This is a genomic window from Streptomyces tagetis, assembly GCF_018069565.1.
In the GTDB taxonomy this organism is placed as follows: Bacteria; Actinomycetota; Actinomycetes; order Streptomycetales; family Streptomycetaceae; genus Streptomyces; species Streptomyces tagetis.
This window is the reverse complement of sequence record NZ_JAGPNL010000003.1, coordinates 465,116-486,182: the sequence shown is the minus strand read 5'-3', so window position 1 is coordinate 486,182 and position 21,067 is coordinate 465,116. Positions and strand designations below refer to the sequence as shown.

Annotated in this window: 36 protein-coding genes and 2 pseudogenes; 3 read left to right on the top strand and 35 right to left on the bottom strand. The window is 71.2% G+C overall.

From position 1 onward, the window contains the following. Nucleotides 1–71: 71 nt before the first annotated feature. From J5Y05_RS14350 to J5Y05_RS14200, 32 genes are all read right to left on the bottom strand, one after another. Nucleotides 72–764, bottom strand: coding sequence for a zinc ribbon domain-containing protein (locus tag J5Y05_RS14350; protein WP_210872253.1), 693 nt, complete (start codon nt 762–764; stop codon nt 72–74). A 107-nt stretch (nt 765–871) separates the two neighbouring features. Then, nucleotides 872–1,234: an HAD family hydrolase gene (locus J5Y05_RS14345; protein WP_210872251.1), complete on the bottom strand. Its 363-nt coding sequence runs from the start codon at nt 1,232–1,234 to the stop codon at nt 872–874. Nucleotides 1,235–1,237: 3 nt separating this feature from the next. Next, entirely contained in the window at nt 1,238–1,600 is a 363-nt protein-coding gene (locus J5Y05_RS14340; protein WP_210872249.1) for an HIT family protein, read from the bottom strand. Nucleotides 1,601–1,602: 2 nt separating this feature from the next. Then, nucleotides 1,603–1,944: a hypothetical protein gene (locus tag J5Y05_RS14335; protein WP_210872247.1), complete on the bottom strand. Its 342-nt coding sequence runs from the start codon at nt 1,942–1,944 to the stop codon at nt 1,603–1,605. After that, nucleotides 1,941–2,156 carry a hypothetical protein gene (locus J5Y05_RS14330; RefSeq protein WP_210872245.1) on the bottom strand — a complete coding sequence of 72 codons (216 nt, stop codon included), beginning with the start codon at nt 2,154–2,156 and terminating at the stop codon, nt 1,941–1,943. Before J5Y05_RS14330 ends, J5Y05_RS14335 begins: the two co-directional genes overlap by 4 nt. 4 nt (nt 2,157–2,160) lie before the next feature. Then, nucleotides 2,161–2,379, bottom strand: coding sequence for a hypothetical protein (locus J5Y05_RS14325; RefSeq protein ID WP_210872244.1), 219 nt, complete (start codon nt 2,377–2,379; stop codon nt 2,161–2,163). 3 nt (nt 2,380–2,382) lie between these two features. Further along, nucleotides 2,383–3,420, bottom strand: a complete 1,038-nt coding sequence (locus tag J5Y05_RS14320) for a hypothetical protein (protein WP_210872242.1) — start codon at nt 3,418–3,420, stop codon at nt 2,383–2,385. Beyond that, entirely contained in the window at nt 3,417–3,617 is a 201-nt protein-coding gene (locus tag J5Y05_RS14315) for a hypothetical protein (RefSeq protein ID WP_210872240.1), read from the bottom strand. The genes J5Y05_RS14320 and J5Y05_RS14315 overlap by 4 nt, the downstream gene beginning before the upstream one ends. Nucleotides 3,618–3,714: 97 nt before the next feature. After that, nucleotides 3,715–3,873, bottom strand: a complete 159-nt coding sequence (locus J5Y05_RS14310; RefSeq protein WP_210872238.1) for a hypothetical protein — start codon at nt 3,871–3,873, stop codon at nt 3,715–3,717. Further along, on the bottom strand, nt 3,870–4,097 hold the full coding sequence (locus tag J5Y05_RS14305) for a hypothetical protein (protein ID WP_210872236.1): 228 nt from the start codon (nt 4,095–4,097) through the stop codon (nt 3,870–3,872). Before J5Y05_RS14305 ends, J5Y05_RS14310 begins: the two co-directional genes overlap by 4 nt. Continuing rightward, nucleotides 4,094–4,549, bottom strand: a complete 456-nt coding sequence (locus J5Y05_RS14300) for a hypothetical protein (protein ID WP_210872234.1) — start codon at nt 4,547–4,549, stop codon at nt 4,094–4,096. Before J5Y05_RS14300 ends, J5Y05_RS14305 begins: the two co-directional genes overlap by 4 nt. A gap of 77 nt (nt 4,550–4,626) precedes the next feature. Beyond that, the gene (locus tag J5Y05_RS14295; RefSeq protein WP_210872232.1) at nt 4,627–5,001 is read right to left on the bottom strand and encodes a hypothetical protein; all 375 of its coding nucleotides are present in this window, start codon (nt 4,999–5,001) and stop codon (nt 4,627–4,629) included. After that, the gene (locus J5Y05_RS14290; protein WP_210872229.1) at nt 4,998–5,852 is read right to left on the bottom strand and encodes a 3'-5' exonuclease family protein; all 855 of its coding nucleotides are present in this window, start codon (nt 5,850–5,852) and stop codon (nt 4,998–5,000) included. The genes J5Y05_RS14295 and J5Y05_RS14290 overlap by 4 nt, the downstream gene beginning before the upstream one ends. Continuing rightward, the gene (locus J5Y05_RS14285) at nt 5,845–6,459 is read right to left on the bottom strand and encodes a hypothetical protein (protein WP_210872227.1); all 615 of its coding nucleotides are present in this window, start codon (nt 6,457–6,459) and stop codon (nt 5,845–5,847) included. The genes J5Y05_RS14290 and J5Y05_RS14285 overlap by 8 nt, the downstream gene beginning before the upstream one ends. A gap of 52 nt (nt 6,460–6,511) precedes the next feature. Beyond that, nucleotides 6,512–6,694: a hypothetical protein gene (locus J5Y05_RS32250; RefSeq protein ID WP_210872225.1), complete on the bottom strand. Its 183-nt coding sequence runs from the start codon at nt 6,692–6,694 to the stop codon at nt 6,512–6,514. A 127-nt stretch (nt 6,695–6,821) separates the two neighbouring features. Continuing rightward, complete coding sequence (ssb, locus tag J5Y05_RS14275; protein ID WP_210872223.1) at nt 6,822–7,325, bottom strand: single-stranded DNA-binding protein; 504 nt, start codon at nt 7,323–7,325, stop codon at nt 6,822–6,824. A 5-nt stretch (nt 7,326–7,330) separates the two neighbouring features. After that, complete coding sequence (locus J5Y05_RS14270) at nt 7,331–7,714, bottom strand: zinc finger domain-containing protein (RefSeq protein WP_210872221.1); 384 nt, start codon at nt 7,712–7,714, stop codon at nt 7,331–7,333. Beyond that, complete coding sequence (locus J5Y05_RS14265; RefSeq protein ID WP_210872219.1) at nt 7,711–8,007, bottom strand: hypothetical protein; 297 nt, start codon at nt 8,005–8,007, stop codon at nt 7,711–7,713. Before J5Y05_RS14265 ends, J5Y05_RS14270 begins: the two co-directional genes overlap by 4 nt. Before the next feature lie 33 nt (nt 8,008–8,040). Next, entirely contained in the window at nt 8,041–8,376 is a 336-nt protein-coding gene (locus J5Y05_RS14260; RefSeq protein ID WP_210872217.1) for a hypothetical protein, read from the bottom strand. Next, nucleotides 8,373–8,609 carry a zinc finger domain-containing protein gene (locus J5Y05_RS32745; protein ID WP_443742828.1) on the bottom strand — a complete coding sequence of 79 codons (237 nt, stop codon included), beginning with the start codon at nt 8,607–8,609 and terminating at the stop codon, nt 8,373–8,375. The genes J5Y05_RS14260 and J5Y05_RS32745 overlap by 4 nt, the downstream gene beginning before the upstream one ends. Continuing rightward, nucleotides 8,606–9,313, bottom strand: coding sequence for a zinc finger domain-containing protein (locus tag J5Y05_RS14255; RefSeq protein WP_210872215.1), 708 nt, complete (start codon nt 9,311–9,313; stop codon nt 8,606–8,608). The genes J5Y05_RS32745 and J5Y05_RS14255 overlap by 4 nt, the downstream gene beginning before the upstream one ends. Beyond that, nucleotides 9,310–10,347 carry a phage replication protein O gene (locus J5Y05_RS14250; protein WP_210872213.1) on the bottom strand — a complete coding sequence of 346 codons (1,038 nt, stop codon included), beginning with the start codon at nt 10,345–10,347 and terminating at the stop codon, nt 9,310–9,312. The genes J5Y05_RS14255 and J5Y05_RS14250 overlap by 4 nt, the downstream gene beginning before the upstream one ends. A gap of 91 nt (nt 10,348–10,438) precedes the next feature. Next, nucleotides 10,439–10,885, bottom strand: a complete 447-nt coding sequence (locus tag J5Y05_RS14245; RefSeq protein WP_210872211.1) for a WhiB family transcriptional regulator — start codon at nt 10,883–10,885, stop codon at nt 10,439–10,441. Next, nucleotides 10,882–11,391, bottom strand: a complete 510-nt coding sequence (locus J5Y05_RS14240; protein ID WP_210872209.1) for a hypothetical protein — start codon at nt 11,389–11,391, stop codon at nt 10,882–10,884. Before J5Y05_RS14240 ends, J5Y05_RS14245 begins: the two co-directional genes overlap by 4 nt. After that, the gene (locus J5Y05_RS14235; RefSeq protein WP_210872207.1) at nt 11,388–12,863 is read right to left on the bottom strand and encodes a UvrD-helicase domain-containing protein; all 1,476 of its coding nucleotides are present in this window, start codon (nt 12,861–12,863) and stop codon (nt 11,388–11,390) included. The genes J5Y05_RS14240 and J5Y05_RS14235 overlap by 4 nt, the downstream gene beginning before the upstream one ends. 16 nt (nt 12,864–12,879) lie before the next feature. Next, nucleotides 12,880–13,248 (bottom strand): hypothetical protein, encoded by a 369-nt coding sequence (locus J5Y05_RS14230; RefSeq protein WP_210872205.1) that lies wholly within the window; start codon nt 13,246–13,248, stop codon nt 12,880–12,882. A 77-nt stretch (nt 13,249–13,325) separates the two neighbouring features. After that, nucleotides 13,326–14,609 (bottom strand): AAA family ATPase, encoded by a 1,284-nt coding sequence (locus J5Y05_RS14225; RefSeq protein ID WP_210872203.1) that lies wholly within the window; start codon nt 14,607–14,609, stop codon nt 13,326–13,328. Then, on the bottom strand, nt 14,606–14,896 hold the full coding sequence (locus J5Y05_RS14220; protein WP_210872200.1) for a hypothetical protein: 291 nt from the start codon (nt 14,894–14,896) through the stop codon (nt 14,606–14,608). Before J5Y05_RS14220 ends, J5Y05_RS14225 begins: the two co-directional genes overlap by 4 nt. Next, on the bottom strand, nt 14,893–15,315 hold the full coding sequence (locus J5Y05_RS14215; RefSeq protein WP_210872198.1) for an NUDIX hydrolase: 423 nt from the start codon (nt 15,313–15,315) through the stop codon (nt 14,893–14,895). The genes J5Y05_RS14220 and J5Y05_RS14215 overlap by 4 nt, the downstream gene beginning before the upstream one ends. Continuing rightward, the gene (locus tag J5Y05_RS14210; RefSeq protein WP_210872817.1) at nt 15,312–15,902 is read right to left on the bottom strand and encodes a BN159_2729 family protein; all 591 of its coding nucleotides are present in this window, start codon (nt 15,900–15,902) and stop codon (nt 15,312–15,314) included. Before J5Y05_RS14210 ends, J5Y05_RS14215 begins: the two co-directional genes overlap by 4 nt. Beyond that, complete coding sequence (locus J5Y05_RS14205; protein ID WP_210872196.1) at nt 15,899–16,504, bottom strand: RNA polymerase sigma factor; 606 nt, start codon at nt 16,502–16,504, stop codon at nt 15,899–15,901. Before J5Y05_RS14205 ends, J5Y05_RS14210 begins: the two co-directional genes overlap by 4 nt. Before the next feature lie 81 nt (nt 16,505–16,585). Next, complete coding sequence (locus J5Y05_RS14200; protein ID WP_210872194.1) at nt 16,586–17,080, bottom strand: hypothetical protein; 495 nt, start codon at nt 17,078–17,080, stop codon at nt 16,586–16,588. Nucleotides 17,081–17,305: 225 nt separating this feature from the next. Between J5Y05_RS14200 and J5Y05_RS14195 the strand changes: the two genes are divergently transcribed. The 3 genes from J5Y05_RS14195 to J5Y05_RS14185 all read left to right on the top strand — a co-directional run bounded on the left by J5Y05_RS14195 (nt 17,306) and on the right by J5Y05_RS14185 (nt 19,608). Next, nucleotides 17,306–17,737 (top strand): helix-turn-helix domain-containing protein, encoded by a 432-nt coding sequence (locus J5Y05_RS14195; RefSeq protein ID WP_307853905.1) that lies wholly within the window; start codon nt 17,306–17,308, stop codon nt 17,735–17,737. A 145-nt stretch (nt 17,738–17,882) separates the two neighbouring features. Further along, nucleotides 17,883–18,161 (top strand): hypothetical protein, encoded by a 279-nt coding sequence (locus J5Y05_RS14190; protein ID WP_307853904.1) that lies wholly within the window; start codon nt 17,883–17,885, stop codon nt 18,159–18,161. 13 nt (nt 18,162–18,174) lie between these two features. Beyond that, the gene (locus J5Y05_RS14185; protein ID WP_210872190.1) at nt 18,175–19,608 is read left to right on the top strand and encodes a site-specific integrase; all 1,434 of its coding nucleotides are present in this window, start codon (nt 18,175–18,177) and stop codon (nt 19,606–19,608) included. A gap of 290 nt (nt 19,609–19,898) precedes the next feature. Here the strand turns inward: J5Y05_RS14185 and J5Y05_RS32635 are convergent. The 3 genes and pseudogenes from J5Y05_RS32635 to J5Y05_RS14175 form a co-directional block, all read right to left on the bottom strand. Beyond that, nucleotides 19,899–20,069: pseudogene (locus tag J5Y05_RS32635) on the bottom strand (IS5/IS1182 family transposase); the annotation flags it as partial. Nucleotides 20,070–20,082: 13 nt separating this feature from the next. Further along, nucleotides 20,083–20,169 (bottom strand): annotated as a pseudogene (locus J5Y05_RS32630) (transposase family protein); the annotation flags it as partial. 166 nt (nt 20,170–20,335) lie between these two features. Beyond that, nucleotides 20,336–20,959 (bottom strand): SMI1/KNR4 family protein, encoded by a 624-nt coding sequence (locus J5Y05_RS14175; protein WP_210872188.1) that lies wholly within the window; start codon nt 20,957–20,959, stop codon nt 20,336–20,338. Nucleotides 20,960–21,067 lie beyond the last annotated feature (108 nt).

Below are 21,067 nucleotides of genomic sequence, written 5' to 3'. Positions count from 1 at the left end.
GCCGGTCGCTACCCGGCCTTCCGGACCGCAATCCTCAGCGTGCCACGGTCAAGCCTGGAGCACGAGCAACGTCATGCCGCCTCCTGGCCGGTCCAGGTGCGTCCGCAGCCGCGGCAGCGGACTGCCGGCGTACTGCCGTCGCCGCCCTCGATGCGGAGGACGCCGCGGCAGTGCGGGCATAGGCGTTCCAGGACCTGGGTGCGGCGGGCCATCTCCAGCGCCTGGTCGACCTGGTGGGCGGCCCACACCGCGGCGGCCGTGATCTGGTCGTGGTGGACGCCGGTGAGCTTGCGGAAGGGGCCGGGCGCCCCGTCATGGCGGGCGAGGAGCCATGCCGCGGCGAAGGGTGCGGTGCGCAGCCTCGGGTTGGTGTACGACCAGCGGCGTGCGTCGGCCTCGTCCGTGAGGATCAGCGTCGCGAGCTGGAGGCCCACGTCGTCGCCGGAGCTGGCGGAGCGGACGCGGCTGGCCGGCGGACGCTGGACGGCGGACGCGATCTGGTCGGCGACGTCGACGAGCTGCTGGTCGAGGGCGGTCATGGTGTCGAGGATGGCGATGCGGAGGGGTGCGGCGGTGGTGCCGATCTGGTCGGGGGAGCGTTCGAGGGCGCGCAGCTCGGTGGCGGCCTCGTCGGTCTTGAGGTGGTCGTGGAGGCGGGCGATGCCCATGACGGGGGGCCAGGTGTCGGCCTGGCTGGTGGCGAGGGACTGCTGGAGATCAGCCCAGTGGTTGATCACGGTGTGGAGGTGGGTGGCGGTGGTCATCGTGACTCCCGGGGTGGCGAAGGTACGGTGATCACTGCCGGGGGCGCGCTGGTCTGGCGAGACGTGAAGCGCGCCCCTTCGTGCTGCTCAGCAGCGGTGCTGCGCGGTCACCGGGAGGGGCTGAGGTCGGCGAGGGCCTGGCCCCAGTCGGTGAACTTCACGGCCCGGTCGTCGAGGTACGCGGTCGCGGGCAGCTTCCGGTTGGTGACGAGGATGCGGTCCCGGTCGTTCCAGAACTCGCACGTGGCCTCGCCGGGCGGCTCCCACGTGATGTTGAACTCGCCGTGTTCGAACAGCCAGTCGGCGACCTGCTCGGTGTTGCGGGCGGTGAAGACGAACACGGCGTCCTGGGCCATGAGCTGGCGGAGGCCGTCGAGGGCGCCGGGCAGGGGCGGGTCGTAGATGCTGCCGTCGGCCCAGCCCTTGCTGTAGGCGTGGATCACACCGTCGAAGTCGATGGCGATGGTCATGGGTCAGTGCTTCCTTTCCTTGCCGCTGTACCAGGGCAGCGCGAGGCCGTCGCCCTCGGTGCGGGGCAGCAGATGCAGGTGCAGGTGCCAGACGCTCTGAGTCGCGGCTCTGCCCCGGCTGGTGATCAGGTTCATGGCCCCGGCGGGGTAGTCGCCGCCGAACTGGGAGGCGCGGCGCATGGTCGCGGCGGACACGTCCGGGTCGACGAGGAAGTCGGTGACGTGCTCGCGGGGGATGACGAGGGTGTGGCCGGCGCGAACGGGGTTGAGCGGGACGATGGCGAGGGCGTCGGGCCAGGCCCGGACGATCGTCGCGGGCGCGCGGCCGGCGACGATCTCGCAGAACGGGCAGGGCTCTTCGGGCATGGTCAGCGGCTCCTTCGGGCGGGTCCGTACGGGGACTGCCAGGCGGGCCGGTCCCGGCGCCGAATCGGCCGGCCGTCCTGATCGACGACGCTGGCCGCGGTGACCCGCCGCGTCTCCTCCTCCGCGCGATCGCACGCCTCCCTGAAGCGCGCGATCCAGTTGCTGAGCTCGATGCGGCCGGCAAGGCGCGGCATGGAGAAGACGAGAGAGTCGAAGGCGTCGTGACGCCGGTACACCTCGTCGCGCGGGTCGTCGGGCTGCTCGTGGCGCAGCTCGACGGAGACGACGCCGGGCACCTCGTGCCACCGGCCATCGTCGCCGAGGATCTCCAGACGGGTTGTCATGACAGGTCCGACGGCCGCTCGGTGACCGTGGTGATCCGTTCCATCAGCCGGTGCTCCCAGTTCGGCTGCTGCTCGCGCCGCCAGGCGAGCTTCTCCAGCGCCGTGGCCTTGGACTCCCAGCCGACACGAACCCCCGGCGCCCGCCGCCAAGGCTGGGTGGGGGCGGGGCGGGACTCGATGAAGTAGGTCACGGCGGTGGGCTTCTCGGTCATGAGGTCAGTCCTTCCAGGTGATGCCGTTGTTGGCGAAGGCCCGCACGATCGCGGGGTCGTTGAGGTACGACTGGAGTGAGTCCAACTCGGTGTCCCAGTCATTTTCCTGGAGGCTGCGGATCACCTTGGTGAGTGCGTTTTCCTTCACCTCCTCGGAGGCTTCGGCCTCGATGAGGGCGTCGGCGACGGTGTTGAAGATGCTGTAGGCGGAGCCCCATCCCATGGGTCAGTCCTCCGTGGTGTGGTGGGGGTGGTGCTCGGCGATGTGGGCTTCGAGCTGGTGGGTCGGGGCGCCGAGGCAGTGCGGGCACGACTCGGTCGCCTGCTCGACGGGCTGGTCGGCGAGCGGGTCGGCGACGGCGTCGTGCAGCTCCACCAGCCGGGCGTCCCACCAGCGGGCGAGGATCACCCCGGCCGGCGGCGGCCCGGCCTTCGCCCACCGCTCGTAAAGGTCGATGACGCGGGTGACGGTCTCCTCGGCGGACCGGTGGAGGGCGGAGAGGACTCGGGCGGTCTTCTCCAACTCGGCCGTGTCGGTCGCTGTCGGGGCGGGCCGGTCGGTGCGGAGTTCCGTGCTGGTCGAGGTGAGCACCGCGTTGGCGACCGATGCCCACACCTGTGCGGTCGCGGGGTTCTCGTCTGCTCGCGCGCGCCATTCCTTGGCGATGCGACGGGTTCGGGCGATGGCGGACTCCGCCTGCTCGGCGCGGACGCGCATGTCAGCGACGTCCTCGACTACACCCCGGATCGGTCCCAGGCCGGTACGGCCGGTGGCCGCCTCGTGCATGGCGGCGATCGTCGCGCACGCGCTGAGGTAGTCGGCCTTGTACCGCTCGGCGTCCTGCTGCAACTCCTCGAACCCGGCGACCAGGCCCTCGGCGGTCTGCTGCCGGATGGCGGCGAGGCGGCCTTGGAATGTGTCCGCGGCAGCCTGCCGGTAGCGCTCGGCGGCCTCCAGCGCCCTCCAGCGGTCGTGTGCCTGGTCGCCCAGCCGCAGTTCGGCCTCGACCTGGTTGCGTAGCAGCTCGGCGGTGCTGGGGCTGAGGGTGATGCCGCGGCCGACGCGGTCGAGTTGGGACCAGATGTTGGCCCGGCGCCCGGTGCTCCGCTCGTCCTTGTCGGTGGGCGCGTCGGTGGCGAGGGCTTCGCGGACGCGGTTCACGATCGCCTGGAGCGCGGTTACGGTGTCGCGGAGTTGCTCGGTCTCGGTCGGGGTGGGCGGCTGCTCGGGGCCCGTGGACGTGGGCTCGGGGTGGTCGGTCACGGGGTGCTCCCGGGGTTGTCGGGGTTGAGGTCGAGGCCGGCCACGAGCTGCTCGAAACGCTGGCGGTCGGCGGTGAGGATGGCGGCCTGGTCCTCGGCGGCGAGCGCGCCGATCGGGATGTGGCGGATGCGGGCGGTGCGGTGGCCCCAGCACCAGCCGGTGGCGAGGGCGAGTAGGCCGACGAGGACGGTGGTCATCGGCGGCGGCGGCCGGGGCGGGGGATGGTCTGGTTCTGGTGGCCGCAGAGGAGTGCGGCGAGGACGATCACGAGGGCGATGTAGGCGGCGACGCCCGTCATGACGCCCCCGCCCCGTCCTGCTCGGCCCCGGCGGCGGGCTCGTGTCGCTGGCGCGCGGTCAGGTTCCTGACCGTCTGCCACGTGTCGGCGGCGACGAAGGCCAGCATGACCAAGCCCACGAGCGTCACGACCGCGTAGGCGAGGAGAGCGATCACGGCTGCGCTCCGTCCTGCTCCGCGCCGGCGGCGCACCCGGGGCAGAGGTCCAGGAGGCGGCCGGTTCGGCGACGCCGCACCCAGCCGTCACGGCGGCCGTCGGACCGGACCTGCCGGGCCGTCCGGGACGTGAACCGCGCGCGGACCGCAGCACTGTCCGGGCAGTCGGTCTGCTCGTCGGGCCCGTCGCAGGCGACCTCGACGCCGATCGGGTAGGCGGTCATCGCCGCGCCCTGAGGATCTGCTGGGCCACGGCCAGGGCGTGGGGCGAGGGGGCGCCGGGGCCGGTGGTGAGGAACGCGTCGCGGCCGGCGGGGTCGTCGCGGAACGCGTCGCCGGCGGCCTGGACGCTGCACTCGTAGCGGTGCGCGGCCTCCTCCAGCCAGTCGGCGATGGCAAGGCCCACGACAGGGCCCATCGCCGCGGCGTAGGCGGCGTGCTGAACGTGCATGTACGTGGGCCGCTGGAGTGATCCCCCACGCAGGAGGTGCGGCCAGGAGATGCAGCGGTCGTCCTCACGGGTGAGGTGGTCGCCGTAGAGATGACCACGGCCACGGCCGCGGTCTTCGTAGTGCCAGTGGGCGGTGGGGGTGCCGTCGGGGTCAACGCTGGCAGCGGTGGCGAGCGCGCGCAGCGTCTCGGCAGCGGCGCGGAGGTCGTGGGCGGGGGTGGGCATGGTGTCCTCCCTGGTGGGTGTGGTGGGATCGGGGGTGCCTGGCCGCCCGCGCTTGCGCCGCGGGCGGCCAGGCACGGTCAGACGGGCGAGGTGGCGGGCGCGTCCACGGCGTCCCACTTCACGAGGTCCCAGCAGTGCTCACACGACCCCGGGCCGACCGGTGTGGCATGCGGGCAGCAGTCGACGCCGTCGGACCGCACGTACTTGGCGGGCGGCGTGTACGTGTCGGCCGGCTGGACGGGGTCGACGTGGGTGAGCGCGATGCAGGCGCTGTGCCCGTCGACCCAGACGACGGCGGTGTGACCGCCGAGGACGGACGCCTCGCTACGGGTGCGGGTGATGAGACGCTCGCCGGTCGGGTCGTCCTCCGGGCGAGCGCCGGGGTAGGCGACCACGGCGGTACTGATCGGGTAGCGGGAGTTCCACTGGTCGACTGCGGTCTGCTCGGTCACAGGTTCCCCCTGCCCGGGTTGCCCTCGGTGTCGGCGTTGACGGGCCGTGACGTGCCGTCAAGGGCAGTGAGGGTGTCGCGGGCCTGGTCGATGGCCTGCACCCGGACGGACGCTGCGATGGTCAGCTCGCACAGGCGGCGTACGCGCTCGATCGCGGCCGTGCTGGCCGCGAGGTCGCGGCGGGTGTCCTCCAGCTCGATCGCGGCCTGGGTGTACATGCCGATGGCGTGCCGGGCGCGGCCCTCCCAGGACATCGGGAAGCGCTCCCGGACCATCACGGCGTCGTGGACGTCGCGGGCCCAGCGGGCGTCGCCAAGCGCGGTGTGCGCGACCTCCGGCGCCGGCGGCTCGACGCCCACGGCCCGGGACAGGACGTGCGCGCGCCACGGCAGCGGGCCGGCCGACCGGACGCCGATCTTCGCGGCGGCGAGCTGGACGATGTCGTACGGCCGGTAGTGCCAGTGCGCGCCGCCGGGGCCGAGGAGCTTGCGGAGGTGGCGGTCGTCGAAGCCCGGGTTGCTGCCGACCAAGACGGCGCCGGACAGGACGTAGACGATCGCGTCGATGGCGCTCTCGCGGCTGAGCGGGATGACTGGGCCGGGACCGGTCCAGGCGGCCCCGCAGGTGGGGTCGACGACGTGGCGCTCGCGGAAGCGGCCGATGCGCAGGGCCTCGGGGTCGGCGGCAGCCTCGTCGACGGCGAACTGCCAGACGAACTCGGTGTCGACGGGCTGCCCGCCGTCCTCCTGCTCGCGGAGGATGACGGCGACCTCCCACACCTCGCCGATCTCAGCGTCGAGGTGGGTGGTCTCGCAGTCCAGGAAGGCGATGGGGTGCTGGGCGTCAGGCACTGCGCACCTCCGAGCCGCCCTGGCGGCCCTGAACGGCGGTCGGCGAGGCGTCGGTGACGGGCGTCAACACCCCGTCAGCGGCCAGCGTGTCCAGGGCGAGCAGCCGGACGTGGTTCCGCAGCCGCTGCCCCCGCTGCTCCGATCCGTGCCCGTCCCACTGCGCCCGAACGTCGGTCACGTCCACAGCGGTCACGTGCCCGAACAGGTCCGCGTCCTCGTAGCGGACGGGCCAGCAGAGTTGCCATCCGCCGGCCACCAGGTACAGGTCCTGCGACTCCTCGACGTCGTGCGCCGGGGCAATCACGGCGCTGGCCGGGTGGAGAGCGGCGATCCAGGCAAGTAGCTGCGCGCCCTCACGCAGGGCGTCGTCCCGCTCACGTGCGTAGGAGTCCGCGTGCTCCTTCCAACGGGCCACTTCCTCACGCGCTGCACGAAGGTCATCGGCCTGGCGCATCCCGGCCACGAGGGCACTGGCGGGGTCCGCACTCGCCAGGGCCCTACGGGCGGTCTGCGCGGGCGTCGGGCGGCGGCGGAACAGGCGCGCGAACCAGGGGGTAACCGGGTGCGGGGCCGGGTACTTGGTGGGGTTCTTGATGGTCATGGACATGCTCCGGTTTGTGGCCGGGGCGGGGCCCTGCGTGGGGCCCCTGTCCGCGTGGTCAGGTGGTGTGTCGTGGTGCGGGCAGTGCGTCGAGTGCGTCGCTGATGTCGTGGGCGATGCGGCGCCATCGGGCGGCGAGGTCGGGTGCGGTGGCCTCTCGGGCCTGGGCGGCGACGAGGAGGGCCTCCACGAGTTCGGAGGCGTCCCCTGCGCCGCCGGGGAGTCGCAGGAGCGCGGCCATCAGGTCTGTCCTGGGGGTTCGGGTGCGGCCTGGGGCGAGGGCGCGGGTACTGCGTCGGCTGCGGGGTGGCAGGCAACGAGCAGTACGGCTGCGACCGTGGTGGCCGCGAGGGTGCGGAGGGCCCGCATCAGAACGGGGGTTCGTTGCTGTAGCCGTTGGCCTGGTCGACGGCCCAGGGGTCGTCAGCGGGCGGGCTGGTGGGGCGGGTGCGCTGGGTCTGGCCCTGCTGGGGGCGTCCGGTGCGCTGCCCGCCGCCCTGGGCGTTCTGCTGGCTCGCGGCGTCCTTGGAGACCTTGGCGACCGCGAAGGCCAAGTTCGGCGCGATGGAGCGGATGAGGAGCGCCGGCCGCTCGTACTTCTGGCCGTCCTTCTCCCACGACTCCGTGCGCACCTCGCCGGTGACGAGGACCTCCATGCCCTTGGCGAGGGTTTCGGTGGCGTTCTCGGCGAGGCGTTCCCAGGCGGTGCCGCGGATGAAGAAGACGTCGCCGTCCTCCCACTCGCCGGTCTGGGGGTTCTTCCTCCGCGAGTTGAACGCCAGCGCGATCGAGGCGACGGCCTTCGAGGACTGGGTGAAACGCAGCTCGGGGTCGGCGGTGAGTCGGCCGACACCGGTCAGGGTGGGGAGCATGCCGGTCAGTTCTCCTTCGTGGTGTGGCGGTTCCAGGCGGCGGTGCGCGCCTGGTGGACGTCGTGCCGGCGGGGGCGGGTGCCGCCGTGGCTGGTGCAGAGGTCGCCGGGGGCCGCGGAGCAGGTCGGGCACTCGACGTTGATCTGCGGGAGCGCGCGGGCCTTGTCGGGTTCGGGGTTCCTCATCTCGGGCTCCAGGGGGATGGCGAGCTGGTCGGGGTGGAGGTCGGGCGTGGTGACGGCCGTGACGGGCGTCGCCAGCCGGGTGTGACGGGGCGTCGGTGGAGGGATCAGTCCGCGCTTTCGGCCGCAGACGAGGCCGTAGCCGCGGGCCCGCGACTCCGGCGTGAGCAGGAGCTGAGGGCAGTACTTGCAGCGAACGACCTTCATCGGGCCCTCCCCTTCCGACGATGGGCGGCGAGGCTGGTTACGCCGGGCGGGAGGGGGAGCTGCTGGGTGCGGGTGGGGCAGGTGGCGATGTGCGGCTTGTGGAGTCGCTCCCAGCCGGTGAGGGGGAGTTCGGTGGTGGGGCGTCGGGAGCGCCAGGCGCCGGTTCCGTCGCGGTGGATGGCGGTGTTGCCGGCGGGGTCGGGGTCGGGGTCGACCGCCAGGCGTTTTCCGGCCTCGGTGATGGTCCAGAGGACGGGGCGGCGGCAGTCTCGGCAGGCGAGGAGTCGCTTCATGACGTGGTGGGTGTCGGGGCGTTGGCTGGCGGGTCAGACGGTGGTGGGGCGGCTGTCGATGTCCGCGATCCAGGCGGCGGCAACGGCGGCGACCTGGACCAGCTCGTTGCGCAGCGCGGCCGGGTCCTTCTCGGCGAGCGCCTCGTAGACCTCTTCGAGGAGAACGTGTCCCCAGGTGCCTTCGCCGTCGGAGAAGGCGGCCTGACAGCTCTGGCGCCAGAAGTCGGCGTGCTGGGTGCTGCCGTTGTAGCCGGTGCCGTCGGGGTGGTGCTGGTCGCCGAACTTGGCGAGCTGCCGCTGGCGTTCGGCATCGATGTCCTCGGCGATGGCGCGGAGGCCGGGTGTGGTGAAGATCGTGGGGTAGCTCATGCGGGTCGCCTTTCGTGGTTGGTGGTGCAGGGTTGGCCGGGGGCGGCGTGGCATTCAGCGCACCTGGTTGTCATGGCCCAGGCGAGTCGGCGGGCGTCGTGCGTGTCCGCTCGGCGGACCTTCGTGCCGCGAGGGTTCGTGCACAGCTCGCCGACGGCGGCCCGGCACCAGGGACACCGAACGGCCATCTGCGGGAACCGGTAGCGGCGGCGGGGCTGCGGGATGCGCGTCATGACGCCTCGGCCTCCAGGTCCTGCTCGGTCTCGCGGACGAGGGCGGCGGCCGAGGCGGCCTGGATGCGGGCCTGCGCCTGAAGGGCCTCGGCGGCGTCGACCGGGGGGAGGCCGGCGGCGGCGCGGACGGCGTCGTCGCGGCGGCTGGGGTGGACGTCCTGGCGGCGGCGCCCGCGGGTGGTGCAACTGGCGCCGGGGAGTGCTCCGCAGGTCTGGCAGGGGATGCCGCGGGGGTTGACCACGCCCTCACGGACGCGCGGGGGCATCTTGCCGATGGAGGCGCGGATGGCGGCTGCACGGCCCTCGTACGGGCCGTGATCGGCGCCAGGGGGCAGTGCGAGGCGATCACCGGCACCGAGAGACGCGCGGATGCTGCTGGGGCCCGTGAGGCCGTCTCCAGCGGCTCGGATGATCTCGCGGAGGGCGGCGGCGGACTCGGCGCCGGTCTCCAGCGGGTCGCCGTCGTACACGACGTTCGCCAGCTCGATGCGCTCGGCGCGACGGGCCTTGATCTCGGTGATGATTTCGGACGGGGAGACGAATGCCTGCCTGGAGGAGACCGCGTCGACAGCGGCTTGGGCTTCCTCGAAGGCGTACGGGGCGAGGACGTTCCCCCAGGCGTTCGGCGTGAACTCGTTGAACTTCTGCTGGGGGCAGAGGGTCGCGACGTACTTCGCGATGAGGACGGCTTCCTTGGGGGTCACTGATCCTCCTTCATGAGGGCTTCGGCGCGCTCCATGGCGCGGTCGAAGAGGTCGGTGCCGGTGGTGGGGTCGTAGCCCGGGCCGGCGGACTGGCCAGCGGGCGGACGAGTCGCGGCGACTTGTTGGCGTTGGGCGGCGAGGCGGAGCTGGTCGTACTTCTCGCGCAGCTTCGGCAGCGAGAGGACGTTGGCCCGCCAGAACGGGTCGGCCTGGCACCAGGCGATGGCGGTGAGGACCTGGTCGACGGTGCGGCCGTCCTTGTCCATCAGCAGGCGGGCTTCGCGTCGCCAGGTCTTGGTGATGTTCGGGCGGCGGGAGCCGTTGGCTTCGACTGCGTCGGCGAGGGCGAGGCAGACCTGTTCGATGTCTTCGCGTTCGGGGGTGTCGTCGGGGATCTCCGATCCCGGACGTTCTCCTCCTTCCTCGTAAGAGGAAGGAGTATTGGGGTTGGGGTTGGGAGCATCCGTTACCGGGCTGTTAGTGACGTCGTGAGTAATGCCGTTACTGTCGCCGTTACTTGGGGGGTTGGTAACGCCGTTACCTTCACCGTTACCGGGGTCGTTACCGTCGGCCGGCGGAGGCTTCCGGGCCTGCTTCCGACGCTCCTTGAAAGCCCTCTGACGTGCAGCGTTCTTGTCTCGCTCGGCGTGGATCTGCTCGGCGGACTTCTGGTAGTCGAGGTAGTCATGGATGAGGTAGCCGTCGGGGTGTTCACGCCAGAGCCCTGCGGCGATAAGTGTGCTGATCGTGGCGGTGCGGAGGGCGGCGGCGGTGAAAGCGTGATCGTCGGGGTTACCGGCCGGGTTACCACCCCTGTTACCGGCACCGTTAGTAACGCCGTTACCGATCGCGTTACCGGCGGCGGCGATCGCGGCGACCACGTCCTCGAAGTCGAGGAGGCGACGGGCCACACCGCGGGGCACCACACCATCGGTCAAATTCCGGTTGGACCAGGCCAGAGATGAGGTCCACAGGGCAACCCCCAGCGCGCCCACCCGCTGAAACTTCGGGTGGTCGTAGAAGTCGTCTGACAAGCGGACCCAGGCCATTCGGTGGTGCCTCTCTCATCGCTCAGTTGGTGACCGGGGGCTCGGCGGCCGGTCTCATCCGCCGGGCCCCCGGCGTCTATCGGCCGGCCGGGAGGACGCTGCTGCCGGTCCGGGAGTGCTGACGCTTGGCCAGCGCGTTCGCGGCCCGGCACGCGTCGTCGACCGGCTCCCCCTTGCTGAGGTGCCGCTGGTACGCAGCCCGGGTGCCGCACGGCGAGGGCTTATGGCCCGGGCCCCGCGGCTTCGTCTGGCGGCGCGGCTCCTCCGGGGCCTCGCCGCTGGAGGCGCGCTCGGCGCGGTCGATCGCGGCCCGCTCGGGGCCGGTCAGCCCGGCGAAGATGCCGTGCCGGTGCCCCGGGCGCAGGCCGTCTTCGCGGCGTAGCACGGCAGCCAGGCACTGCTCTGAGACCGGGCAGCCGCCGCACAGGGCGCGGGCACGGGCCCGGTCCGCCTTCCTGAACCAGACCTCGGTGTCCATGGAGCGGCAGATCGCCCGCGGCTCCCAATCCTCGGTGGCCGTCACGACGCCCCCTCCGGGATCACGTACGTGCCGTGCCGCCGGTAGTAGCGGTCCGCGGCGCTCTTGGCCGCCCTGCACGGCGCGCACGTCGGCTCCCCGCGGCGGATGTGCCGCTGGTACGCGACCCGGGTACCGCACCTGACCGGCTGCCGAGGCACCGGCTCCGGCCGCGATCGGGGACGGGGGCGTGCCTGCCTCTCGGTCTTCGGCGCGGCCAGCTCGGGGAACCAGCTCTGCATCGTCTGTGCGCTCACGCCGATCCGCGTCCCGATGAGCGAGTACGTCAAGCCGGCGGCGAACCCGAGGCTGGCTGCGTACCGGGCCTCGTCCGCGTTGAGCGTCCAGCCCCGACGCGTCCCGTTGATCGCGCGCTCCACGGCGATCAGGTCGATGCAGACCAGCCCGTCCGAGGTCGCCATCCACACCGTGGGGACGGCCAGGGTGGTGACCGGAATCCAGTCCCGGGCGCGGCCGGGCACCGTGCCGGGAACGGCCATGAAGGTCGTCATGCGGCCACCGCCGTCACGTCCCGGACCCACGCCAGAGCAGTGTCGTCGAGCTGCTCCCGGGCCCGGGTGACGGCCACGTAGGCCAGGCGGGCCTCCTCCCGGGGCAAGATCACCAGCCCCGTTTTCTGGTCGGGCTTCGGCGCCCGGAAGTCCGCGTGGATGCGGACGGCCGGCCACTCGCGGCCCTTCGAGCGGTGCGCGGTCGACACCACCAGCTCGGCCTGGGCCTCGAAGCACAGCCCGTCCGCCGCGGCCAGGATGTCCGTGGTGCCGTGCTCGTCGATCAGCTTGACGAGGACCTCCAGCGAACCGTCCTCTTCGACGGCGTACTCGCGGACCGCGTCCCAGGAGGGGAAGCCCATCAGCTCCGGGTGGTCGGTCGGGCGACCTTCCTGGAGGGCTTCCGCAGCCCACGCGAGCCGCTTGATGTCCGTGGTGCCACCGACCAGCGCGACCTTCCGGCCCGCGGCGAGGCCCTTCATGACGATCCCCATCGCGCCGGCGTTCGTGCGGCAGAGGATCGCGTCCGGAGCGTCGAGCGGCCCGACGGTGGACGCGGCGGCGTCCCAGCCGGTGAGCCGCAGCGGGGCGTCGATGAGGCGCAGCCAGACGTTGGCGCGGGCGGCGACGGCCGGCCCGAACCGGAACGACTGCGACAAGTTCAAGGTAGGGCAGCCCAGTTCACGGACGAAGCCCTCAAGCGCGTCCTTCGCGCCGCGCCAGGAGTAGATCTGTTGTGCGGAGTCGCCGACTGCGATGCGCTGCGCGTGCTCCTGGGCGAGCAGGACGCCGGACAGGACGTCGTTGGTGTCCTGGGCCTCATCGAGGAGGACCACGTCCGTCGGGATGGTGGGCTCAGAGAGAGCCCACATCTTCAGGTAGTGGTCGTGGGTGAGGCGCAGGACGCTTTCGTCCTTCTCCAGGTCTGTCCAGGCGGCCTTCGCGACGGGCAGGACGAGCTGGGCGAGCTGCGCGCGCGGCTCCGGCTTGGTGAGGCCGTCGTAGACCGGGATGTGCCGGTCGGTGATCTCGGTGTCGGCGCTGTGGCACCAGCGGGCCACGGTGTCGAGCGCGCACCGCATGATGATCTTGCCGGTCATGGCCTTCTGGCCGCCGAGGTCGGTGGCGATGGCCGGGGTGGAGCCGATGATGCCGAGGATGGACCGGACGTCGAGGGCCTGGGCGGCCTCGTGCGCGGTCTGCCGGGGCCGCTGGAGCCGCCGGCCGTACTTCGGGTCGAAGGCGAGGCCGTGGCCCGTCTTGCACGCGACTGTGGCCGGGAAGGACTTCGCGGCGTCGTTCTTGATCGCCGTGTTGTAGGCGACGTACGTCATCCGGCGCCGCGGGTCGCTCTCGGCGATCATCCGCAGCGTTCGACTCTTCCCGCAGCCTGCGCCGGCCTGGAGGACGAGGTCGAGGCCGTCACCGTAGGCGTCAATCGCCTCGGCCTGTTCGGCGGTTGGGGTCACCACTGGGGGTTTCCTCCTCTCAGCTTCCGTCGGGCAGGTCGGCGCCGTAGATCTCTTCGAGATCGCCGTAGGTCAACTGGAATCCGCGGTACGAGTGCGAGCTGGGTGCGTCGCGGTGCTCCGGGTCGCGCGGCAGCGAGCCGCTGTCCAGAGCCGTCGCCGTGCGCGTGGCCCACGCGAGCAGTTCCTGGTCCAGGCCGTCCGCGGCGACGCCCTCCTCGTACGACAGGCGGAGGCTGTCGTCGATCGTCATGCCACGGCGGGCGAAGGTCTCGCGGGCGCTGGAAACGGTCTCGCGTGCCTCTTCGAGGAAGGGCGTCGGGTTCTGTGGGTCGTGCAGCCATGAGCACAGGTACAGGGCCATGGCGTTGATGCTGGGGGTCACCACTGGGGTGCAGCTCCTTTCGGGGTGCGGGCCCGCCCCGCAGGGGGGAAGTCGGGGCGGGCCCGCGGTCAGTGGTGGACTCAGGCGGCGTCGGCGGCCGCGGCCTGGGCGGCGTCGTCCTCCAGGCCCTGGACCATCTCGGCGAAGTCGGCGGGCCCGTTCTCGCGCTCGCCGTAGTTGGCGAGGGTGTCGAGCAGGGTCTGGGCCTCGTCCTTCGCCAGCTCGTTGGCGGAGCCGATCTGGCGGCCGATGATCAGCGCGGTCGCGCGGAGTCGCTGCTCGCGGGCGTCCTTCGCTCCGAGGCCGACCTTGGCGAAGCAGGCGTGCATCATCCGCATCTGCGGGGCGGAGACGGGCGCCGGCGCGGATGCCGAGGTCCCCGGCATGTCGTCGGACGGCTCCGGGTCGCCGGAGTAGGCAGCGGCAGCAGCCTCGGCGTCAGCGGCCCGTGCAGAAGGACTCGTGACGCCCGTCGTGGCGGGCTTCACGGCCTGCCCGTACTCCCGGATCAGGTCCCCGAGCTTCGCGGGCTCCCCGGTCTTCGGGTGCAGGAGGTCGGCGCCGAGGAGGTTCCGCGCCTGGGCCCGAGCGTGCAGCTCCAGCGCCCGTCGGTACGTCAGCCCCTCGCCCAGCAGCTCATCCACGATGACCTGCACCGGGTCGACGCCCTGGCCGAGCTGGTCCAGGATCGCCTCCGCGAACTCCTCGCCCGGGTGGTGGACGCGGGCACCGGTCAGGACCGAGTACCGGGTCTTGGTGACGGTGCCGACGCCCTCGACCATGTCGATCACGACATCGACCTCGTACTCGGCGCCTTCACGCTGCACGGTCTTGACGCCCAGCTTCGTGACCTTGCCATTGGCCAGCTCGTAGTCGTTCTTCGTCCGCATGGTGACGATGACGTGGCCGGGGAAGCCGAGCAGGGCGTCCAGCATGTCCTGCTCCATGCGGTTGACCGGGTCCCAGGCGGAGAACTTGCCGCCCGAGATCTTCTTGCCCTCCTCTTCGACACGGGCGAGGAGGCCGCCCTTGCCCGCCCAGAAGTGCGACCAGGAGTCGATGATCAGGACGGCGAGCCGGGCCTCCTCGGCGGCCTTCACCGCGGCGATGAGGTTCTCCGGGGAGCAGAACGCCATCGGGAGGTGGGCGAACTCGTGTGCCTCGATGTCCGGGCGGCCCGGGACGGGGGCGTACTTGAGGGCGGAGCCGCGCTCGGTGTCGACGAGGCCGATCTGCCCGCCCTTGGCGAGGCCCTCGGCCATGCGGAGGGCGGTCTTGGTTTTGCCGGAGCCGCCGGGGCCCTGGAGAGCGATACGGGCCTTGGCGGTCTCGCGGGTGGCCGGGGCGAAGGAGAAGGTGGTCATGACGTGCTCCGGTTGCGCTGGTGCGGGAGGGGGGCGGTAGCGGCGGCGGCGTTGCGGACCGCGTTGACGACGCGCATGGCGGCGCCGAAGTCGCGGCGCCGGCGGCGGAACTCCGCGTCGGTGTCCTGCGGGCCGCGGCGGCACGTGCCGGACAGGTCCCGCTCGACGGCGTCGGCCAGCTCCTCGCCGGTCTCGCGGCGGAGGGCGGCGAGGAGCTGCGCGGCTTCTGCGGGGCGGAGGGGACGGCCGCGGGTGAGGGCCTGGTAGGCGGTGCTGTACGCGCTCACGATTCGTCGGCCTCCGTGTCGTAGCGGAGGGCCTGGGTGGGGGCGATCAGGCGCGTGATCGCGTCCGGCTCGTCGGCCAGCCGCTCGTGCCCGGCGACTTCGTCCAGACGGAGGCCCCGTTGGTAGCCGACGAACCTGACCCCGACGCCGGACACCCGGGCCGCGACCTCGCAGCAGCGAGTGCTGGTGCCGTCCTCGGCCGGGAGGACGTAGGAGTGCGTGCGGGCGCCACGCATGGCGCGCGCCAGCTCAGCCGCGATCTGCGGCACAACGGAGTCGTCCTTCGACGTGAGCGCGTCCTGGCGGATCTCGACCCGGCCGCCCGCCAGCTCCCACCGGATGGGTAGGTCCGCCAAGGCGGGCCGCTTGGCGACGAGCATCGTGACCACGGCCGCCTGCACAGCGATGTGTGTCTTCACGCCGCGCCACCACCCTCGGCACCCTCGGCGAGCACGGGCATCACCGGGTCCGCCGACGTGTCCCTGACCCGCGTCAGCGGCCCCGCCTGGCTCACGATGTTCGCCAGCGAGCACCGCTCCGGCCGACCGTCCTGCGACAGCAGCGGCATCCCGTCCGCACGCACCTCGCCCTGGAAAAACCACGTGTCGCCCTGCGTGTCCCCGAGCGGCACCGCCAGGTCGTACACGATCCCGTCCAGCTCAAACGGACGCCGAGCGGACGCAGCCTCCCGAGCCCGCGTCTCCGGCAGGTCGTACGCTGCGACCCACACCTGGACACCGCCACGGTGACCGTCAGCGCAGACGACGTACGGCAGCGCCCGCTCCCCGGCGTGCGTGATCCCGAAATACCGCCGCCAGGCCGCCCACTGGGACTGGGCCGTGATGTACAGCGCCACCAGGAGCTGGTCGCCGTCCACCTGCACCCGGTGCAGCGGCGAATCCTCGCTGAGGCGCAGCGCGATGTCGGCCGCGACCCGGTTGGCCCGCTCGCACGCCGCGTCCCAGGCGAGCGCCTGCCGCTCCAGGTCCGTCAGCTCCCGGATCACGCGGCCACCGCCTCGGCGGCCAGAACGGCGCGCATCGTGGCGACCGCGCGGAACTGGAGCGTCCTCACGGCGCCGGCGCCCTTGCCCAGCCGGGCGGCCGTCTCCGAGACCGACAGACCCTCCAGGAACCGCATCCGCAGGCAGTCCCGCTGGTACGCGGTGAGCGTCGCCATCGCGGCCGTCACGGTCTCGGCTGCCATCTCGATGTCGAGCTGGCGCATGGCCGCCGCCTCCGCGCTCCAGCTCTGCTCGGCCGGGACGGGCAGGTCGTCGACCAGCACCTCGCGCTGGCGCTGGGGCGCCTTGAAGTGGTCCGCGACCAGGTTCTGGGCGATGACGCACAGCCAGGCGCCGATACGGCCGCTGGAGCGGTCGGCCGAGAACGTTTCGATGCGGTGCAGGGCCCGCACGAACGTCTCGCTGGCGAGGTCCTCGGCCAGGAGCCGGTCCCCGGTCCGGCGGACGAGGAACAGGAACACCTCGCCGCGGTGCTCGTTGTAGAGGGAGGCGAATGCCTCCCGGTCGCCGCCGGCGGCGCGGGTGACTACGTCGGTCACCACACTCCCCGGCGGGGTGATCATGGCGTTAGCCTGTGAAGACACAGCCATCTCTCCTTTTGACGTAGGGGTTTTGGGTTGTGAGGGGGGCCGTTCCGGGTCGCGTCCGGGGCGGCCCTCGGTGTGTCAGGCGGCGCGCTGCCGTTTCTGGCCGTCGAGCACGGCGTGCGGGTCGAAACGGCGGCTGCCGCCGACGTAGATCAGGCCGGGCCAGACCTGGCCGCGTCTCCGCGCCTCCGTGATCTGGGCGTCGATCCACGACGGCGATTTGCGGAGGAACTGGGCCAGTTCGCGCTGGTTCATGAGCCGCTCCGGCAGCCGCTTCTGCCGATTCGCCATCCCGGGACCACGTGTAGATGTAGATTCCGGGAGCGTGATGACGGGCGTCTCGAAGAGGTCGTTGACCTCCCGGTCGAGGGCAGTGGCGATCAGCTCGGCGGCGCGGTCGCTGCACTCGTCTCGGGCGGTGCGGCCGGCGCCGACGATGAAGCCGACCAGCGACTTCGAGATGCCCTTACCGGCCGGGTCGATCTCCTTCGTCTTGGCGGCGAGGCGCGGGATGTCCAGCTCGGCCGCCGCCATGGCGGCCCGCAGCGGGGCACCGTTGTCCAGTCGTCGCATGGTGAAACCTCCGGCACATGGCCGCTAGGGGTGCCAGGTCCGAGTGACCTGCACGATCTACAGTCTGCATGTAGATGTGGATCGCGTCAAGGGTGGCGCATAAGGGTCTTGATGTGCCGTACAGGGGTGCACAGGGGTGTGTAGATGCGCCGGGGCAGCGTCAAATACAGGTCATCGGCCCCCGATCTACTTGCGCATGTAGATGCAATGCCGGACCCTGTGAGCGTGACCAGCCACCAGAACCACCCCGGCGAAGACGTCGCCGAGGACCTCGCCCGCGGTGAGGACCTGGCGGCACTGCTTGAGCGTCTCCTCTCGCAGGCCGAGGGGAAGACGCAGAAGGACCTCGCCCGCGAGGCCGGCATCTCCTACCAGACCCTGAACGCGTGGGCGAACCGCACTCGCGGCACGAGCAGGATCGACCCGGACCGGCTACGCGCGCTCGCCGGCACCTTCCGGAAGTGGGGGGTGACCACCACTCCGCGCGAGTTCTTCGCCGCCGTGGGGCGCCCGGCACCCGGGCCGTCGAACGAGGAGCGCGAGGCCCGACTCCTGTGGTTCTACCGGCAACTCCCGGACCGGCAGCAACGTCTGCTGGTCGAGGACGCCGAGGTGATGTTCAAGGTGGTCAGGGTCGGGCAAAGCGTCGGCCAGTGAACTTAGGGTTGCCTAAAAGGCGGAAAATTCGCGGCGATAGTTCGATACGAAACAAAAGCCCGCCGAATATGCCGATCACCTACACAGCATCTACACACACAGGTACGATCAGTCACCCGCTGTCCTCCCGGAGCGGACCAATCCCGTGCTGCACATCCATGGGGGGACACCTGTGTGCATCCGCATCGCCGTCGTCGACGACCTTCCGACGATCGCCACCTGGGACCCAGACGAGGTCACCATCCTCGTAGACAGGGGCACCCACCCCCACGACCTGATCAGAGAGCTCCACGCGATCCTCACGATCGACCTCGGCGCCCCGTACGTACCCGGCGCCGGCCTCGCGTGTTTCTGCGGAGAGCGCGTCCCGCTCCCGCGCGAGCTCGCCATACCCGCTGCTCTGGCTGGCGCCCCGCATCTCTGATCAGGAGACCCCCGTGGGCCGTAGGAGCACCCCAACAAATCCACGTCAAGTCCGTAGCAAGCGCTGCGGCTGCAAGGCATGCCTGGACAAGTACCCCGGGGCCCGGCCGAAGACGACGAACTGCATCGGTAGCTGGCAGGCCCGGTACACGCCACCCGGCCAGCGCGAGCGGGCCGTGAACTTCAGCACCGAGACCGAGGCGATCCACTTCCTTGAGCGCACCCGCACCGAGATCCGTGAGCGCCGGTGGATCGACCCCGCCCGCGGCGAGATCACCCTCACCGCGTGGCACACCCTCTGGTGGAAGTCGCAGACTGCGCAGCTTGAGGAGAACACCATCGACCGCGACAGCCGGTCGTGGCGCAACCACGTCCAGAAGCGCTTCGGCACCGTACGCCTGGTCGACATCACCTGGCTCGACGTCCAGAACTGGGTGAACTCCATCTGGGACGGGACCGGCGGACCCCTCGCAGCTAGCTCGGTGACAAAGGCATTCCAGGTCCTCGACCGCATGATGACCGCCGCCCTCCGCGACCGGCGCATCCCCTTCAACCCCTGCGACGGCATCAAGCTCCCGTCCGGGCGGGGGAAGCACCCCGATGATCGACGGCCGCCGACGACCAACCAGCTTGCCCTGGTCCGCGAGAAGCTCCCCGACTACCTCCGGCCCGTGCAGCAGCTCGCCGAGGAGACGGGGCTGCGCTTCGGCGAGCTGGCCGGCCTCCGCTGGTGCCGGATCGACCTCGCCTCCCGGCGGCTCCAGGTGCGGGAGGTCCTGATCGAGCCGCGCGGGCATGTGAAGAGGAAGGCGTACCCGAAGAGCGACGCGGGCCTGCGCACCGTGCCGCTGACGGACACCGCGGTGCAACTGCTGCGCGAGCTCTGGGATGCCGAGCCGGACGCGAGCCGGGCCGTGTCCGAACCGGACGACGGGCTGCGCACGGAGGAGCTCGTCTTCCACGGCCGGAACGCGATCCGCCGCGGCTCGAAGATAAACGGCAGCGAGGGGGAGCGGTACCGGGCCCCGCTGCGCCGCAGCAGCGTCCGCCGCCGGTGGGTCGACGCGATCGACAAGGCCGGCATCGCCCGCAAGGTCGTCAAGACGTGGACCGAGGAGGTTGAGGACCCTGAGACTGGGCGGGTGAAGAAGGAGGACAGGGCGCGGACGGACTGGTGGCCGGACTTCCATGACCAGCGGCACACCTTCGCCTCGCGCCTGCACGCGCTCGGAGTGCCGGAGGCCATCACGCAGGAGATCCTCGGGCACGAGCGGGCGGGCGAGGTGACGTGGCTCTACACGCATGCCTCGGCGGACTACGCGGGCCAGGTGCTCGCCGCGCTTGAGGGAGCTTCGCCCGATCAGGCCCAGCTCAGGGTGGTGACGGTGGAGTCCGACGGAGTCCGGGACGAGTCCGGATCGGGAGTAGGGCGGGTGGGGGTCGCGTGAGGGTGGAGGGTGTAGACCCGTGTAGATGGCGTGTGACCAGGGCCGTCCCTCACCAGCGGTGACGCTGAATTTGACCCAGGCCCTGATAAGGATGAGGCCACAGGTTCAAATCCTGTTAGCCCCACCAGCGAAGAGACCCCCAGTCGATACCGGTTGGGGGTCTTTCACGTCCACGGGGACATCAGCGGGGCGGCGCGTCGGCCGGCTTCTGCGCGCTCGTCGCCAGGTACGCGAGCGCCTGGTCCGTGAGGGCCTCGGCGTGCGCCCGGTCCAGTGAGCCTTTTACAACCTCGGTTTGCGCGGGTGAGGTGGAGGGCGAGGACCGCCTGGACGAGGCTGGTGATGCGGGTGGTCGAGCACCGAAGCTTGCGCAGGAGCCGCCAGGTCTTGCGTCTGGCGACGGCGGGCTCGACCAGGGCCCGGATCTTGGCCTGCGACCGGTTCACGGCCTGCTGCCCCGCGGTCGAGCGTGGGCGCCAGGGCGGCCAGGAGATCAACGGCCTCGGTGATGTACCGGTAGGCCGTGGTGGTGCCGATGCCGAATCCGGCTGCGAGCTGGGCAGGTCCAGTCCGGACGGGTGGACACACAAGTGAAGCCTCTGGAGGCACGGGTGAGCTTGGTGGTGAACCCGTGCCTCCAGGGGCTTCACTCCTCTGTCACGCCAACTGCCCCATCGACATGGCAGGTTGGAAAGGGCTCACTGACGCACGATCTTCTTGATCAATGTCAGTGAGGACCGATGTCCTCGGATGCCGTCCGGAGCTGCTGTGAGGTGGGACGCGCGCGTCTTTCAGCGCTGCGGCCGGCGGGCGAGGTCAGTTCGAGCGCCCGGCTGTCGTGACCTGCCGCCATCTCGTCCAGCCAGAGTTCGTACCAGGCGATGAAGTCGGGGGCCGACGAGAGGTCGGGGCCCCAGAAGCCATCGGAGTTGCCCGTGACGATGCGGCCGGTCAGCGGTCCCGTGACTCCCAGTAGAACCACGTCGCTGCACCCTGCTTCGATGATGTTCAGAAACCTGTCGCCTGGACGTGCACGATCCTCGACCGTGGTGAAGCCCCGCGGGGCCCCATCCTCGGACCTCTTCGAATCCATCGTGAACAGCATGCACCGGCTCAGGGGCAGGAGCCCGTAGAACGGGGAAGCCCCGGTCGCGCCAAGGAACGTCAGGAAGTCGCGGTAGGGGGCAGGAAGCACGACTCCGTGGTCGGTCTCGAAGGCGTCGATCGTCGCCGCGCTGACGGTTCGCCCGAGCTGGAAGCGATGCTTCTCTTCGCCGAAGGAGTGGCTGCGAAGAGGGTTGAAGGGGATCTGGGCGAGCTTCCTGCGCAGGCGGGGCAGGCGGGGGTCCATACGTGGTCTTCTCTCGCTCGCTCCCGGAGCCTAACGGCGAGGGACGCGTGCCCACCACCGAACGGAAGTGGTGCCTGGTGGGGTGCGTGTCCGCTGCGCCCGGGAGGC

Coding starts and splice junctions, on each gene's coding strand:
- J5Y05_RS14260 (WP_210872217.1), bottom strand. CDS start 8,376: ATGAGCTACCCCACGATCTTCACCACACCCGGCCTCCGCGCCATCGCC.
- J5Y05_RS14325 (WP_210872244.1), bottom strand. CDS start 2,379: ATGGGATGGGGCTCCGCCTACAGCATCTTCAACACCGTCGCCGACGCC.
- J5Y05_RS14340 (WP_210872249.1), bottom strand. CDS start 1,600: ATGCCCGAAGAGCCCTGCCCGTTCTGCGAGATCGTCGCCGGCCGCGCG.
- J5Y05_RS14285 (WP_210872227.1), bottom strand. CDS start 6,459: ATGTCCATGACCATCAAGAACCCCACCAAGTACCCGGCCCCGCACCCG.
- J5Y05_RS14345 (WP_210872251.1), bottom strand. CDS start 1,234: ATGACCATCGCCATCGACTTCGACGGTGTGATCCACGCCTACAGCAAG.
- J5Y05_RS14300 (WP_210872234.1), bottom strand. CDS start 4,549: ATGCCCACCCCCGCCCACGACCTCCGCGCCGCTGCCGAGACGCTGCGC.
- J5Y05_RS14240 (WP_210872209.1), bottom strand. CDS start 11,391: ATGACGACCTTCATGGCCGTTCCCGGCACGGTGCCCGGCCGCGCCCGG.
- J5Y05_RS14305 (WP_210872236.1), bottom strand. CDS start 4,097: ATGACCGCCTACCCGATCGGCGTCGAGGTCGCCTGCGACGGGCCCGAC.
- J5Y05_RS14200 (WP_210872194.1), bottom strand. CDS start 17,080: ATGCGACGACTGGACAACGGTGCCCCGCTGCGGGCCGCCATGGCGGCG.
- J5Y05_RS14225 (WP_210872203.1), bottom strand. CDS start 14,609: ATGACCACCTTCTCCTTCGCCCCGGCCACCCGCGAGACCGCCAAGGCC.
- J5Y05_RS14270 (WP_210872221.1), bottom strand. CDS start 7,714: ATGAAGGTCGTTCGCTGCAAGTACTGCCCTCAGCTCCTGCTCACGCCG.
- ssb (WP_210872223.1), bottom strand. CDS start 7,325: ATGCTCCCCACCCTGACCGGTGTCGGCCGACTCACCGCCGACCCCGAG.
- J5Y05_RS14335 (WP_210872247.1), bottom strand. CDS start 1,944: ATGACAACCCGTCTGGAGATCCTCGGCGACGATGGCCGGTGGCACGAG.
- J5Y05_RS14315 (WP_210872240.1), bottom strand. CDS start 3,617: ATGACCACCGTCCTCGTCGGCCTACTCGCCCTCGCCACCGGCTGGTGC.
- J5Y05_RS32745 (WP_443742828.1), bottom strand. CDS start 8,609: ATGACGCGCATCCCGCAGCCCCGCCGCCGCTACCGGTTCCCGCAGATG.
- J5Y05_RS14350 (WP_210872253.1), bottom strand. CDS start 764: ATGACCACCGCCACCCACCTCCACACCGTGATCAACCACTGGGCTGAT.
- J5Y05_RS14175 (WP_210872188.1), bottom strand. CDS start 20,959: ATGGACCCCCGCCTGCCCCGCCTGCGCAGGAAGCTCGCCCAGATCCCC.
- J5Y05_RS14330 (WP_210872245.1), bottom strand. CDS start 2,156: ATGACCGAGAAGCCCACCGCCGTGACCTACTTCATCGAGTCCCGCCCC.
- J5Y05_RS32250 (WP_210872225.1), bottom strand. CDS start 6,694: ATGGCCGCGCTCCTGCGACTCCCCGGCGGCGCAGGGGACGCCTCCGAA.
- J5Y05_RS14265 (WP_210872219.1), bottom strand. CDS start 8,007: ATGAAGCGACTCCTCGCCTGCCGAGACTGCCGCCGCCCCGTCCTCTGG.